This window comes from Micromonospora sp. MP36, from assembly GCF_008119785.1.
Lineage (GTDB): Bacteria > Actinomycetota > Actinomycetes > Mycobacteriales > Micromonosporaceae > Micromonospora.
The window spans coordinates 1-16123 of sequence record NZ_VSFA01000076.1 but is presented as its reverse complement, the minus strand read 5'-3'; the positions used below and the strand labels follow the sequence as shown (position 1 = coordinate 16123).

Annotated in this window: 4 protein-coding genes; all 4 read right to left on the bottom strand. The window is 67.7% G+C overall.

What is annotated here, in order from left to right; genetic code table 11:
- Nucleotides 1-7: 7 nt before the first annotated feature.
- The 4 genes from FXF52_RS30845 to FXF52_RS30830 all read right to left on the bottom strand — a co-directional run bounded on the left by FXF52_RS30845 (nt 8) and on the right by FXF52_RS30830 (nt 15813).
- A complete protein-coding gene (locus FXF52_RS30845; protein WP_222870768.1) occupies nt 8-5755 on the bottom strand; it encodes an RHS repeat-associated core domain-containing protein in 5748 nt (1915 codons plus the stop codon).
- Nucleotides 5756-5779: 24 nt separating this feature from the next.
- The gene (locus tag FXF52_RS30840; protein WP_222870767.1) at nt 5780-12286 is read right to left on the bottom strand and encodes a LamG domain-containing protein; all 6507 of its coding nucleotides are present in this window, start codon (nt 12284-12286) and stop codon (nt 5780-5782) included.
- Between the two features lie 835 nt (nt 12287-13121).
- The gene (locus tag FXF52_RS30835; RefSeq protein ID WP_148802077.1) at nt 13122-13961 is read right to left on the bottom strand and encodes a hypothetical protein; all 840 of its coding nucleotides are present in this window, start codon (nt 13959-13961) and stop codon (nt 13122-13124) included.
- Between the two features lie 814 nt (nt 13962-14775).
- On the bottom strand, nt 14776-15813 hold the full coding sequence (locus FXF52_RS30830) for an IS110 family transposase (RefSeq protein WP_148802075.1): 1038 nt from the start codon (nt 15811-15813) through the stop codon (nt 14776-14778).
- Nucleotides 15814-16123: the final 310 nt, after the last annotated feature.

The following is a 16123-nucleotide window of genomic DNA, read 5'->3' as shown; positions in this document are numbered from 1 at the left end:
GTTCGTCTCAGGTGGTGAAACGCTGCGAGTCGAGCATCGCCTGCCTGAGGAGCGGGTCGTCCCACCTCAGCTTGTATCCGGGGTTATGCCCCGTGTTCACTCCAGCCGATCCGATGTTGCCACCGATTTCGAAGCCTCCACCGATGTTGAACGAAGACGTCGGGGGCTGGCCGTCGAACGGAATCTCGGCACCAACCTGCGCCTTTCCACCCAGGACCTTGCCGGCTTCGGGTCCGTAATCGGTGAAGAACGAGTTACCACCGTTGACATTATCGGCGCTTCCGCTGTCGATCTTGACACCGAAGGTAATTCCTGCTCCCGCTCCGTAGGCGATACCCGCCTTGGTCCCGGTGTTCCATGCGATCCCAATTTTGTCGAACGATAGGCACCATTCGCTGGCGGCCATCGCCATACCTGCGGCGTATGCACCGACGCAGACGCTGTAAGATGCGGACAGGAGGGTATCCAGCATCGAGGCCAAGGCATCATTTATTTGCCGTGCCTGTTCCTGCGCCTTGCGCTGCCGCTCCAGTTCGGATCGACGCCACTCCTGGTACCTTTTCTCAGTAACCCGGCAACCAGCGGCGTAACCACTATGGCAAGGTACGTAACTCCGCGCTGGCGCGCTGATCGTCGTTGCTGCCCTCTTCGGGTAGCTGCCCCGCGGGTAGGTTCTCGACGGCGCATACTTCCATGGGTCGTAGGCGCCGCTGCAGCCGCCGCAACCGTCGTTGTGACCGCGTACCTCGTGGAAGTTGCCGGACCGGTCCACATAGTCCGCGCCGGGTCCGCAGGCGGAGTCCGAGCAGAACTTCAACCCGTCGGGATCGCTGAACGTCGCCGGGCTGTTGTTCGAGTATGCGTAGGCGTTCATCTGCTGCGGATCGCCGACGTCCATGATCGGGTCGACGGAGATGAACCGTCCGGTGTCGGCGTCGTACTCACGGGCGCCAAGGTGGGTCAGCCCGGTGGAGGAGTCGATGGTGCCGCCGACGAATCCCTTTTCACCGGGGAAGGCGACCGCGCTCCCGCGAGGCACGCCGAACGGCGTCTGGCGGCGGTGGATCACCTTCTGGGTAGTGCTGTTGATGGCGAACTGCGCGGTGCCTTGGTTGTCGCTGCCCAGCCAGGTCAGGCCGGACGGGTCGCGCATCGCGACGGTCTTGCCGCCGTGTTCGTAGTAGCGGGTGCCGGTGAGCTGCCCGGTCGCCGCGTCCATCCGGAGTTCCTGACCGTCGAGATACAGGGTGCGGCCGGTGGGATCGCTACGGATCAGCCGGTTGCCGTCGGCGTCGTATAGGTACTCGGTGTCGCCGCCGGCCTCGGTCACCTTGGCCAGGTGCCCTCGGAGGTCCCAGTGCAACTGCTGACCAGGTCGGATGGTCGTGTTTCCCGCCGCGTCGTAGTCGTACCCATCCTGGTTGGTGCCGCTCGGACCGGTCGTGGTGACGGACTGCAGTGCGTGCGCCTGTCCGGCACCGGGGGCAGGATAGGTGTAGGTGCGGACGGTGTCCCCGGCGGCGGCGTGCTGCGTGTCGGTGCGGCGGTTGCCAATGACGTCGAAGGTGAATGACTGCCAGTACGGTGCCGGGCCGGCGAGTGCGCTGGCGCTCGGGTTGGTCCCGCAGTCGGTGCCCGGTGTCCACGCCTCCGTCATCCGGCGCAGGTGGTCGTACCGGAAGCACTGGGTGTCGGCGGGCTGGCCCTGCGGAGTGTCGGCGATCGAGGTGACGTTGCCCGCCGGATCGTAGCTGTAGCGCAGATCGGCCTGCATCGGCTGGGTCACCTCTGCGTCGACGATCGTACGGGCGAGCCGACGGGTGTGGTCGTCGTAGTAGTACGACTGCCAGGCCCGCTTGCCGACGTCGCCGAGTTGGAGCCGGGCCACTTCGCCGTATCGGGTGTGTCCCGTGTCGGTGACGTACTCGATCGTTGAGCCTGTGGGACCGCCGCGGCTCTTCCACAGGTGACCGAGGTCGGGTTCGTACTCGTAGGTCACGGTTTCCTCGAAAAGACCGCCGACGGCTTGGAAAGACTTGCTGGACAGGCTGCCGTCGACCTTGTATTTGAGGGTCGTGGTGTAGGTCCCGAGAAGCTTCTGCGCATGCTCACTGTCGGGAATGGTGATCGAGCTTTCCGACGGCTGGTTGAGTGGGGTGTAGCGAAGCACGTTGCGGGTGTACGGCTTCCCGTCGACGTACGCCGTCGCGCTCGCCGGGAGGCCCTTGCCGGCCATCGCGGTGTCGAACGTCCACTCGGCGAGCATAGGACCGGTCAGGGAACTCTGACGCGTGGCGGTCCGCCGGCCCAGAGCGTCGTACTGGTAGGCCAGGGTGACGGCTCGCGCGTCGGTCGCTGTCGTCAGCTGCCCGGCGGCGTCGTAGGTCATGGTCGAGGCGCCCTTGTCGACGTCCTCGGTCCTGGTCTGGCGGCCCCGCAGGTCGTACGTGTAGCGCCAGGTGTTGCCGGCTGGGTCGGTGACCGAGGTCAACTTTCCGGCGTCGTTATATTTGTACGTGGTGGCGTCGTAGGCACCGGACGGCATGCCAGCGTGGTATTGGCGCAGTTCGGTGGTCTGGCCGCGGGCGTCGGTGATGGTGGTGGTCGCGGTGCCGCCCTGCGGCGGCGTCATGTTGACCCGGTCACCGCCGTACGTGGTCGTGGTGCGCCACTTCTCGGCGCCGCCGCCTTTGAAGATCTCGGCGGTCTTCCGGCCAGCGCCGTCGAACTCGGTGAAGGTCAGCCCCGGCACGTCGACATCGGCGGCGACCCAGAGCGTGTCATCCAAGCCGCCCTCGTTGAAGTACGGCTTGGTGGCCTTGTAGACCCGGCCCTGGCTGTCGTACCGGGTGTCGGTCAACAACCGCCCGCCGCCGATTGCCGGTGTCTGCGTCTGCCGCAGCCGCAGCAGGCCGTCGTAGAGCTGCTTGGTGCTCGTGTAGGTGCCGTTCGCGGTGATCTTGGTGGTGGTGACCACGCTCGGCGCGTCGTTACGGATCAGGTAGGTGAACCTGGAGTTCCCCCGCACGCTGGGGGTCCGCGGCCGGTTGGCCAGCCACACCTCTGCCGTGCGGCCGAGCGCGTCGTACGCGATTTCGGTCTTGCGCCCGTTGGCGTCCACCACGATGGTCGGCTGACCCCAGGCCGGGTCGAGGGTGGTGGTGACCGTGTGGCCCAACGGGTTGGTCGAGACGGTCTGGGTGGCCGGGCCGTCCAGGGCCGGCGTGTAGCTGGTCTTGGTGACCCGACCGAGGGCGTCGCCCGACTCGGTGACCCGCCCGTGGCTGTCGTACTTGGCGGTGGCGGTCATGACGTAGACCGGGCCGGAGGCGGGCCGCTCATCGGCCTCCTCGACCCGGGTGGCGTCGCCGGTCGTCGGCGCGGCGTCGAACCCCTGCCCGTCATAGGCGGTCCGGGTGTCCGCGATCGCGTCGGCCGGGAAGCTCGGCGTCTTGTCGCAGCTCACCGCGACCGTCTCCGATCGCGCCGGAAGGTTCAGCAGCCATCGGCCGGTGTTGCGGAGGTAGGTGACCCGGGTGCAGCGGTCGTCGTCGGCCGTGCTGGTGTCGCCGAGATCGTTGGTTCGGGTGACCAACCCCCGGTCGTCGTACGACCACTCGGTCCGCGTGGTCCGCCGACCGCCCGCGGCTAGCGCCGTGTAGCTCTGGGTGGCCCCGGTGCGCACGACGTACGCCTGGTAGGCGCCGCGGGTCGCGGTCGGGCCCTGCACGGTCGGGGTCGAGATCTCCTTGCTGACCATCGGGCCGTTGTCGCCGTTGTACGTGATCGTCTCCAGCGGGAAGCCCTGCAGCCAGTCATCGTCAGTCCGGCGGCCGTTTTCGGAATCGGTGACGCTGACCGACCGGGTACCAGCGGGTTGCTTGTCGCCGTTCATGCCACGGTAGAACCGCTGCTCGGTCATGGTGATCGGCCCGCTGGGATCACCCTGCTTGCCGGCCCGGATGCGGACCCGCTTGAAGCCCCGGAACTCGTTCCAGGTCTTCTTGTCGTCCTCGGTGACCTCGGACGTGTCGAAGTGCCAGGCCGCTCCGTCCAGGTACTCGTAGCTGGTGACCTGCTCGGGGTTGCTGCTGATCCGGTCGGACTGCGCGACCTGGGCGACCACGTACTTGTGGAAGTAGTCCGTCCGTTCGGCGTAGTCCTTCTTGCTCCATCGGACCGGAAAACATCGCAGCGTGTTGGACTCGGGGTTCGCCGGCATCGAACTGCCCTCGACGCAGTCGGGATCGGCGTAGTACCCCGACAGCACACCGCCGGACTCGGAGACCACGCCGGTGATGCGATACCGAATCAGCGGTGCGACGCCGTCGACCTTAAACACGCGGTTCGGCATCTTTGTGCCCTCGAACGTCACCGATGGCAACGCGACCGCGCCGCCGGCCGTGCCGGGGTGGTTGACCAGGCCGGTGTGGGTAATGCCGCGCAGCCACAGCGCCGCCTTCTCCCCGTCGCCCGGGTCGGGGAACTGATGGTCCAGCGTCCACGAGTCGACCTCGTCATAGTCGGCACCGTTGCGCACCTGGGTAGTGATCTTTGCCAGCCGCTTGGTCGACCAGAACGTCGGCGAGTGCCGATCCGCGCAGGTGGCCGAATCGCAGCGTTGATCCAGTGGCGTGTCGGGCCAGTTCTCCTTACGGTCGAACGTGCAGGTGCTGCCCGCCACACACCGGTCGGCCGGGGTAAACACCACCCGCCCCGTCGCCGCGGCGCTCGATCCCTCCCGCAGCCCGTACTCGACGGTCTTCAGTGTGCCGCCTCGGATGTAGGAGACGGCGGCGTCCTTGAGGTTGAACCCGTAGGAGTTGGTCTCGGTGTCGTAGCTGTAGATGATCATGTTGCCGTGCCGGTCCACCACCTTGTCCAGGTTCCACCGCCACGCCTGGGTGCAGTGCGACGTGTCGAACGTCGTGCCGTGACAGGGCTCGTCGGCATCGTCCCCGAACACCGGAACCGTCCAGGTTGACCCCGATCCGGGGCGGGAGCCGAAGAAGTATTCTGTCCCGTCAACCGTCGTGATCTTCCAGTACTCGCCGTTGTCGTCCCCGTTGGCCACGCCGGTGAGCCGCTCGATCCGGGAACCGTCGTCACGCTTTGCCCGCCATCCACCGGTCGCGTCATCCTTGATGAGCATCCCGCCCTGGCCGCGGTACGACGCGGCGGCGTTGTCGCTACGCCAGCACAGGTCACCGACCTTCGGCGGCGTGGTCCCACCCATGGTGTCCGCCATGCAGGCGGAGTAAGTCCGCTCAATGAACCCCGCGGACAGGTCCCAGCCGTCACCGACCCAGGACGGCTGGTTGTTCGTGGCGCTCGTCCGGCCGTCGACCTGTGACGAGGCGTACGACAGCGACAGCTCGGGCTCCAGCCCGCCCGGCGACGGCGGCACCCGCAACGGGTACGACCACGTAAAGTCACCCGTCTGCGCCGACACCTCCCACGTCGCGGACGGGGACAGCGGCGTCGCGGAATAGGTACCGCCACCATCCAGCGCGGCATCCGATCCCGCCGGCTGGTCGCCCTGCAACGCGCTCGCCGACGCCTGATCCGGGGGGCGCGAGACCATCGTCTGCTGCGACACCGACACCGAGGGCGTCTCCGGCAACGGCACCGACGGCCCGGCCGCCAGCGCTCGGCCCGGAGCGACCAGCACGTCGACCAGCGACGCGGCCAGCACTACCGGCATCGCGACCGCCATGCGGCGACGCACTCCGGTTGAGAACAGCAATTTTCGCACGGTTTCTCCTCTTCGGCGCGGCCGTCAGCCGAACACCGGAGTCAGGTCAGGCACGGCGGTGAGCACGTACCCGAGTTGCTGGTCGACGGTGGCGCCCTCGCAGTCGGCCTGCATCGACACGAACCGCTCGCTTCCGAACCGACATCGGTAGATAGGGGCGCTCGGCTGCTCTGGCGGGGCCTGGCTCCAGATCTCCCCGATGGTCGACACCACCGTCTTCCCCTCGCACCGAGCATCCAGGGAGGCGAAGTGGTCGGTGTCGTCGAGGCAGCTCATGAGCGGCTGGGTGCCGGTGGCCTGGGTCAGCGCCACAAACCCCTGCTGCCCGTCGGGCCGGTATCCAGGTGGCGTGCCGTTGACGGTGCTCAGGTGGTCGTGGCCCATGTCGTGGTACCGGGCGAGCGGCGCGTAGGCGAGCGCGTAACCGAGCAGGGACTCGTTCGTCGCCCCCGCACAGTCCGGCCGCCCCGACTCGAAGCGCTCCGACCCGGTGGTGCAGCGGTAGATCGGGACGGTCGGCAGGTTGGTCGGCGGCGTGGTGTAGACCGCGCCGATGTCGCCGAGCTTGGTCTGCCCGTCGCAGGCAGGGTCGGTCGAGGTGAACCCGTCGGTGCCGGCCTGGCACGCGTACAGCATCCGGGTGTTCGGTTGCTGGACCGGCACCGGCGTCCCGAGCGTGCCCTCGAACCGGTACCCCTCCCGCACCGGGCTGCCGGTGTTCCCGGTGTAGTGGTCACCGGCGGCGTTGATGTACCGGCCGAGCTGACGGGCCGGCGGCGCTGGCCAGGTGGCCCGCTCGGCGATCTCCGCGTCGGGCATCATGCCCTGGGTCACGCGTACCTCGTCGATCGCGCCGGCGAAGAACTCCGCCGGCAACCCGTTGTACCTGCCCCGGCCAATCGTGAATCCGCCGAAGGCCGGCCACAGCGCCACGTTGTCCTTCGTGTTCGCGAGTTGCCCGTTGACGTAGAGCCGCAACTGGCGGGCCGAATAGTCGTACACGCCGGTCAGGTGGGTCCACCGGTCGACGACGGCCGGCACCATCGAGTCGGCGTACGCCAACGCGGCGGAGTCGCTGTCCTGCGTCGGCGCACCGAACACCCACCGGTCCAGGGTAGGACGGTACTGCAGGAAGAACCCGCCCATCCGGTCGCCGTCCTGGCCGGCCACCGTGTAGACCTTGTCCTTGCGGGCGAGCTTCGCCCACGCCGACACCGTGAAGCTGTCCCGCATGCTGACCACAGGCTGGGTCGTCACCGCGGCACCGGACACGCCGTCGAGCTGCCCGGCCTGGCCGCTGACGCCGGGCACCAACGTCGCCCCGCCGGACACCGTCGCGTCATTCTTCCGCGACGAATAGTCCCGGGCCGTGCCGTCATCGAACCGGTAGAACGCGGCCTCGTTGGCTGGCACGTCGTCGTGGACCCGGCGAACCTCGCCATCGCTGAGCGCCCGGGAGAACACCCGCACGTCGTCAATGCCGCGGGGGAAGAAGTCGACGTTCTGCCCGTTCCACTTGCCCCGGCCGATCGTGAACCGACCGCCGGCGTTGAGGATGCTCACCCCCGTCCGCGCCGCGGACAGCACACCGTTGACATACAGCCGCAACTGGCGCAGCGACGCGTCGTAGACTAGGCCGAGGTGGGTCCAATCCCCCACGGCCGCCGCGCTGGTCGACGTCAAGCGGATGTTGGTCGGGTTGTCCTGGTCGGCGTCGGGGATGACGATGGTCCATTTGCCGTAGCCCGCGTTGTACTGCAGCAGGAACGAGCTGGCCCGGTTGCCGTCCTGGGCGGCGATGGTCCGATTGCCGTTGTCACTGACCGTCAGGTGCGCCCAAGCGGTCACCGAGAAGCTCGCGCTGGTGGTGACGACCGGGCCGGCGGTCTCGGCGTACCCCGTGGCGCCGTCCAGCCACAGGCCGGCTCCGGAGCGGGCACCGGCCCAGCCGGCTCCCGCACCGCCCTGCAGGGTGGCGGTCAGGCCGCGGCCGCTGACGTCCGCCGCCGTGTCGCCGGCTCCCTCGTCGAGCTTCCAGTACCCTGCGTCGGCCGTCGGCAGCTCGGTGGAACCGTCTGGCGCGGGGTAGGACTGGTAGAGCGCCGAGACGCGGTCGTCGTCCAGCGCCCCGGTGTACATCCGGACGTCGTCGACCCGGCCCGGCCAGTACTCGGTCTCGGCGCGGTTGACCTTGCCCCGGCCGATCTGCAACCCGCCCGACGCCTGCCACGGGTTGAGGACTGTGCCGTCGCCGATCCGGGTGCCGTTGACGTAGAGCCAGATCTTCTTGGTCGGCGCGTCGTAGACCCCGACCAGATGCGTCCAGGTGTCCAGATCGGTCGGCAGGGCCGACACCGCAGCCATGGTGACCTGCGCGTCGTCGACATCGTCCTCCGGCATTTCGAACGTCCAGGCGCCGAACATGTTCTGGTCGCTGTCCACCACGTGGCCCAGCCGGAACTTGCTGGTCCAGTTACCATCCACCGTCACCGCGTCGGCCTTGCACTGCCAGTACGTGCCGAGGTCGCAGTCCTTACTCTTCAGGTACACCCATGCGGCGACGGTGAAGCTCTGGTCGGTGCGAAGGTCGACACCCGTGGTCGACACCGCACCCGTGCTGCCGTTGAGCTCGACCGCGTTGCCGATCCGTCCCGGCACGAAGCTCGCTCCAGGGGAGAGCGTGCCGGGACGCGCGCCGACGGCGTCCGCCGCGGTCGTACCGCTTGCCTCGTCCAGTTGCCAGTTGTGCACCAATGAGAGATCCCTACCCGCCATCGCCCGGATCTCGTCGGCGAACAGGGGCCGGCCGTAGACAGCGACGTCGTCGATCGCGCCGGGGAAGAAGTCGATCGGGTTGCCGTACCACTTGTTGCGGCCGATCTGCAGCCCGCCGTCCGGGTGGTTCCAGGCGGTCGCATGTGCGACGCTGCCGGCCAGCACACCGTTGATGTACAACGAGATCTGCCGGTTGCCCGCGTCGTACACCCCCACCAGATGCGTCCAGACGTCGGACTGGGCCGTTCCGCCGGTCGCCCGATCCCCCTGGCCGCCGCCGTTGACGTCCTGGGTGAACATCACGAAGGACCACCGGCCACCCGGCTCGGCCTCCAGCTTGAACGCGCTGGTCGTCTTTCCGTCCTGGGACACCACGCCGTAGTGACCGCCGACCTTGTCCAGCCGGGCCCATGCGGCGACGGAGAAGCTCTTGCTGGCATCCACGGCGTTCGGCGCACTCACATGGCCGCTCGTGCCGTTCAGGTGTAGGGCCAGGTCGCTCGGGTCCGGGACGCTGGTCTGCCCGCCGACCCAGTCCGGGTTGCCGTTCAGCGTCCCGTGCAGGCCCCGGCCGGAGCCGTCCAGGGCGTCACCGTCCAACTTCCACTGGCCGACGCTCACGTTGTCGCGGCTGACGATGCCGCGGATCTCCTCGTCCGAGACGACCCGGCTGTACGCGCGCATGTCGTCGAGCAGACCGGGCCAGAAGTCCGTCTCGACGCCGCCGTACTTGCCCCGGCCGAACACCAACGGCCCGGTGGCGCTCCAGGCCGCCGAGATAGCGCCGCTACCGGCCAACGTGCCGTTGAGGTAGATCCTCAGCTTGCCGGCCGGGGCGTCGTAGACGCCAACCACGTGGGTCCAGGCGTTGGCCTGCGCGCTGCCGTCCGGCGAGGCGGCGTACCCCGACCAGCCGCCCGCCTGATCGCCGTCGAGGATGCCGAACAGCCACGAGGTTCCCCGCTGTTGCAGGAAGAACCCGCTGCTGTTGGTGCCGTCCTGGCTGATGAACGTCTGCGCGGTCCCGGTCGCGGCGATCCGGTCGGCCTTGACCCAGGCGCCCACGGCGAAGCTCTGGTCGGTGCGGAAGGCTGGGCCGTTCGTGGCCGCGTAGCCCTTGACCCCGTCGAAGCGCAGCGCGCCGTCGACTGCGCCCTGCCCGGGAGCGAAGGTCGCGCCCTCGGCCAGCACGGCCATGTCGCCGCCCGCCGTCGCGTTGACCGCGGTCTTGCCATTGGTCTCGTCGAACTTCCAGTAGCCGACCTGGACGTTGTCCCGACTGACCGCCCCCTTGACCTCGGTTTCGGAGATGGTGCGGTCGTAGACCTGCACCTCGTCGATCATTCCGGGCCAGAAGTCGACGGCGGTGCCGTCCCAGATGGTCTGGCCTACCCGCACCGAGCCACCGGCGTTCCAGCCGGTGACGGTACGCGTGGCGGTGCCGGACAGCACCCCGTTGACATACAGCTTGAGCTTCTTGTTCGGCGCGTCGTAGACCCCGGCGAGATGGGTCCAGACCCCGAGCTGCGCCGGCGCGGCTGACCATGCCATGTCGGTGCCCTGGGTACTGGCGTCGGACTTGGCCATGCCGAACACCCACTTACCGCCGTTTTCCGGCCGGTACCACAGGTTGAAGCCGGCGAACCTGGTGCCGTCCTGGCTCACCACGGTCCGCGCGGACCCTCCGGTGTCCAGCTTGGCCCACGCCGAGACGGAGAAGCTGGTGTCGGTGCGGACCGTGTTCGGGGCGGTCATGTGAGCGCCCGTGCCGTCGAGGCGCAGGCCGGTGCCGACCGCGCCAGCGGCGTACGTCGCGTTTCCGCTCAAGGTTCCGTCGTGGTCACCGAGGAAGGCGTCGTCGTTCGCGTTGCCCTCGAGCGCCCACTGCCCGTACGGGCCGTTCCCGGCACGAACATAGAAGTGGTAGACCCGGGTGGGGCTGCGGTGGCCGGCGCGGTCCACGCTCTGCACGTACAGGTCGCGCGGGCCATCACCGGGCGGGGCGATCGTTACCGTCGCCTTGCCACCCAGCGCGTCGGCGTTCACCTTCGTCGACGGAGGATCCTGCCACCCGTACCGGTAGTGGTCGATGTCAGCGACGCCCGCGGCGTCGAACGTGAACTGGTCCGCCACCCCGATGCCGCCGTGCCAGCGGTTGTCCTCCTTGTACATGCTCGCCGATACGCCAGGCGGCTTGCTGACCCCGACCCGGTCCACGATGAACGGCCCCGGTCCGCTTCTCGATGGGCCGCCGTCGGTGCCGTCACTGGCCCACACCGTCCAGGAGATCTTCTGCCCGTCCCGGCCCCGCAGGTCCAGGTCAGTGCTGAAGAATGCGCCCGATGACTGGGTCGGCCCCCAGTCGCGATGCTCGGGCTGCGGCCCGCCGTAGATGTCCCAGATCGGGCGGACCTGGTCGTTGTCCGGGTCGGACAACCGGGTCTGCAGCCGGATCCAGTCATCCCCCACGTACGACGTGCCACCGCACCACCGGCACGGTGCCGCCAGCCGAGCGTCGGTATTCAGGTCGTACGGCGCGTTCGGCGCGGTGTTGTAGTTGACCACGAGGTTGGTCGCGTTCGGGTCCAGCTTGCGCCAGGCGTAGCCGTCGCCCTCATCCACGGCCTTGATGAAGTACGTCGAGACGCCGCCGGCCCGGATGTTACCGAAGGTGTCGAAACCGAGCGGCTTGTACCCAGCACAGCCGACGTACGAGACATCGGCGGGCTTGATCTGCAGCCCGGCTCCGTGCGGGGCATTGTTCCACGTCGTCCCCCCGCCGATCGGCCCGTTGGCGATGAACAGCTGCAGATCCCGCCAGCCGCACGACGGGCTGTAGGTGATGGTCGTGTTCAGCACGGCCGTGAGGATGCGCTTACCGGCCAGGAACCCGGTGTCGTACTGAAAGTAGGTTCGAGCGGCTGCGATGCCGTTACAGGCCTCCGACGGCCAGCACTGCCCGACCTTCGCCTCGCCCCCGTCCATGCCACCGAACCAGTAGCTCTGGTTCGGCATGCCGGAAAATACCTTCGCCCAGCCGGTACGGGCGGCGGTGCCCCAGGTCGGGTCGACAATGACGGGGAATCTGGTGGCCGGATCGGCGAGCAGCTTCCGGTCCGGGACCAGGGTCAGGTTTCCTCCCTTGACGGAGACGTCGACCGCCGCGGTCTTCGCCGGCCGGCCTGAGTCCCACATCTGCGAGGGTGGCGCCTGGAAGACGAGCTTGTTCGCGGCGTCCCGGGCCTCCAGCGCCCCCTGGTCGCTGGCCCGCACCCGGAGGCCGTCGGCCCGCAGGCCCAGCCGGACCCGGCGAACTGCCGGGTTCGCCGCGGCCTTCGCGTTCTTGACCACCAGGTGATGGGTGTAGCCGTCCGTCTCCGCCCGCAGCACGAGGTCCACCCCGGGCAGGACCTCGGCGTACGTCGCCGTCGAGCCGGACAGGGTGGGCGCCGGCAGCGGGCCCGGCCAGACCAGCGTGATGCCCTTGCCGGCGCGGGCGTACCGCACCAGCGGCGCCTTGCCGCCGCCACCCGAAAACGCCAGATCAACGGCAGCGGCACGCGGCGCGATCGAGCCATCCGGGCGGCGGACCAGTGACGTGTCCACGCCGACCCAGGTGCCGCCCTGCCGCACTCGGGTCACGCCCGGGCTCAGCTGCGCGGTCAACGTCCCGTTCGGCTGAGCGTGGACGATCCGGGTCTCGGTGGTGAGGTTGGCGACCTCGACCGACGACTTCTGCAGTCTCGCGGCGGCCACGGCGCTAGCGGCATCGGGAGCCTGCGCGACGGGACGGGGGCGGCCGCGATCCGTTGTCGCCGACTGTTGGCTGGCGGGCTCGCCGACGATGGACGCCGCGAGCAACGAAACCATCAGCAGCGCGAGGAGCGCAGCAGCGACGCTCCCTAACGGTGCGCCTCGAAAGGATGATGTTCCTCGCAGCACGTGGTGTCTCCTCTGTCGCCTCGGCCCGACCGGAGCCGCGCGCCGCCACAGTGCGGCGGCGAACTCCGGGCGGCAGGATGGCAGAGATCCCTTTCAACGCGCTGTCATCGCTCTTTCAGGGCGTCAGTCGCAGCCAACGGGCGAGGTGAGCCGTGGGACGAGCGCCGTGAGGGAGGATGTCAAGAGGCCGTGCGGACACCGTCGACCGTGCGGGGAAGGCGAGCGGGTTGGCCTCGCGCAGTTGCAGGGCGCGGGCCCCTCGGGCAGCCCGCGCGAGCTGTGAGGCCGGCGGAAGTCGCCGAACCCTCAGAGCGGGCTAAACGGCCATGCGAGCGGTGTGGTGAGGGCTGCCGAACGGACAAGCCCGTCTACGGATGGGTATGCGCCAACTGCGTCTACGAGCTCGACCGGTAAGTAACAATCCGTATGGGTCTTACGGGAGGCACAGCAGTTGGCGTCTACGAGGTTGCCAAGCGACGGGGAGAGTTGCCGCCGCCTGGTCCTCATGGCCCAGGTGTCAACGTCCGCAAGCCATAGGGGCCGCTCAGACGTTACATCTGTCGACCATGGACGCGCCCTGTGACCCTATCGACTCGCCGGGTGACTAACTGAGTGACGATCGGGGTGCACGCGGCCGGACACCCCTACGCTACCCGAGTTGCTCGGCGAGGGCAGCTTTTAGGGCCTCGGTGTCCGCAGGTCCAGCCCAGGTGACAAATCGCCCGCCCGCACTCGTGAACCTCATCAGACGCCGCTCCCCTTCCCGAGTGAGGCCACCGTTCGTCACAAGCAAGAAGCGCGCCGGACTTGGGTCGGCATTGGACAGCAATCTCTCTGTCCACGTAGTCACCACTGCCGCAGGGATGACTTTCCCATGGCTGTACTTGACTACTACGGCAACAGCAGTGCTATTCCGCACCACTACGAAGTCCAAACCATAGTCCAGATCTTGACCGAAGACGAAAGCTCCAAGTTCAACTGCGACCTGGCGAAGCACAAGTTCGATCCGCACCTCATATTGTCGCGGAGCCCTCGATGGTTGCGTTTTAAAGCCCTTTTGGCTTAGATCCTCACGCAAATCCTCCAACATGGAGGCAGCCTGACGATCGGTTACCCTGATACCTCGAGGCGACGCCAGTTCTTCAAGGGCCTCGAGGGTTGCCCTATCGGCGCTACGGTCATCGTCCTTTGTCCGATCCGTCGTCGGTTTGGATATATCTGGCTCATCCTTCTCCCCCTCAACCTCACATTGCTCGCTATTCTGTTCCGCGACCCTCTCCTGGCTTCCGGATTCGACCGAGGGCTCATCGTCCGGGGCAACAGTCGGCGTCGTATCAAACATTGCCAGAATCGAGCTAATGGCTTGCCCGCGCAACCGATCAGCCTTGCTTTGACCCACCCTCTCACTGAGAGCGGTAAGCATGGAAAGTGTAACTCGTTGCGGAAGAGCCGGCTTTTTCCCCTCCTCGACCACGGTTCTGTCATACACCCATGTCAGCGTTTCCCACCAACGTTCGTCGTGGTGCCGATGCTTTGCATGTCTAAATTGCAACCAAGCGATGCTTCCCGCGACAAGGGCAGCAACAACGGCCATGACTCCGCCAAAGCCAGCCGAGGTCAAGAACCGCTCCCAGAAGTCGGGCCCAAAGTGTTCATTCCCGACGACGCTTGGGGGCGACGGAGATGGGGCGGGAGTTTCAGGAGAGGGCAGAACGTATTCCAGGATTGAACGATTAGCCAACCAAGGGGCATAAGCGGATAATGCGCCAATCATCGAAGGCTTGCCCTCCTGGCTTTCCTACTCGTCGTCGCCCACGTGCGAGAACAGGAGACCACGCCATCCCGTCTGCCGTCGACCCGCCCTTTTGGGGAGCGGGCCTCCGCCCGGCCCGCCATGTCATCCATGAAGGAGCGGGGCCGGTCAAGGGTGGGGTTTTGACCTGGTGACGTTGTTTTGCCTCGTCTTCCGGGATGGTTTTCGGGCAGGCGTCTGTGCGGCGTCGGGGTCAAGGCTGGGCCGGAGGCCCACCCGTAGGGCTTGGCCTTGACGCCGGCGCCGTGGACGCCATCGTGATGATGCCGGAAGTCGGTGTTGTGGGGTGTGGTCGCGTCGCCAGGGTCCGAGCGATGTCGGGAGGGCAGGCCGAGGTTCGGCTGCCGGTCATCCATTCGCCCCGCGCTGGTTCGGGGGCATGGTGGTGTGCGACCGTGACCGGACGGGGTCAATCAAGCGGGCGGCCTCGCCGTCGGCCGACGGGGGCCAGACGTGGCACGGCCACGCGTCCGGTCACGTCCGAACCTGCTCACGCCGCCGCCCGGGCCTGGCTCAGGGCACGGATGTGCCCGTCGCGTAGGCCGTAGTAGACGAGGGTGAGCAGTTTGCGGGCCACCGCGACGGTGGCGATGTTGCGTCCGCGTCGCTCGGCGATGCGGGCGCGGGTGCCGGTCAGCCAGCCGGCGCTGTGCGGGACGCCGTGGGCGGCCTCGACCGCGGCCCACCGCACCAGCGTGGAGCCTTGTTTGGTGATCCGCCCCCGGTGCACGACGAGGTCGGACTCGCGGTGCCGGGGCGTCAGGCCGGCCCAAGAGGCCAGCTGCGCCGGCCCGGGGAACCGGTCGACCTCGCCGATCTCGGCGACGAACACCGCCGCCAGGACCGGCCCGACACCGGGGATGGCCTGGACCGCCGTGTAACCGCGATGCCCGCAGAGTCTGGCCCGGATCGGCCCGGCAACCGCGTCGATCTCGAAATCAACCGCGTCGATCAGCCGGCACAGCGACGACACCCGACCCCGATACGCCCCATCCAAAGGCGCCCGAGCAAGGAGTTCCCGCCCGCCAACACCGAACAGATCCGACACCGCGATGTGCACGCCCTGCTTGGCCAACACCGCATGCACCGACGCCTTCAACCCGCTGCGCCAGGCCACCAGCTTGGCCCGATACCGCACCAGCTCCCGCAACTCCCGCACCGCCGGCGGGGCCACATACGCCTCCGGCAGCCTGCCCATCCGCAGCAGATCCGCCAGATCCGCCGCGTCCCGGGCGTCGTTCTTCACCCGCCGGTAAGCGAACCCCTTCACACCCAACGGATGCGCCAGATGCACCCGGGCACCGGCTGCAGCCAGCACATCCACCGACCAATACCAGCCATACGTGGCCTCCAGGACCACCTCCGGGTCCGGACCCGCCTTGGCGATCTCCAACCCCAACGCGACCGGATCGTTGTCGATCCGCACCGTCTCGAGCTTCTCGCCCGCCTCGCTCATCCGCACGATCACCGACCAACGCCGATGCAGATCAATACCCACGATCTGCCTACCGTCGTACTCTGCCTGCATGAGGGGCCTCCTTCGTCGTGAGACGTGAGCACCCCGAGCATCCCGCCCGGGACCCACGAGGAGCGAGGCCCCGCTCCTTCATGCCATCAAGCGAACCTAATGAGAGCTACCGGGTCGGCCTTCGGGCAGACTCCGGTCCGGTAGCCGCCGGTGGGTGAGCACTCTGCGGACCGGGACGCCTGCAGTCCTATGTCAAGATCGTGCCCCTGCTGGTGGTCGGGAGATCAGACCGCTGATGGGATGTCGTGCCTGCTGACTCCGGCGTGAGCATTTGTTCATTTAGGTTGCTGGTTGTTCTCCCGCGGGCCGC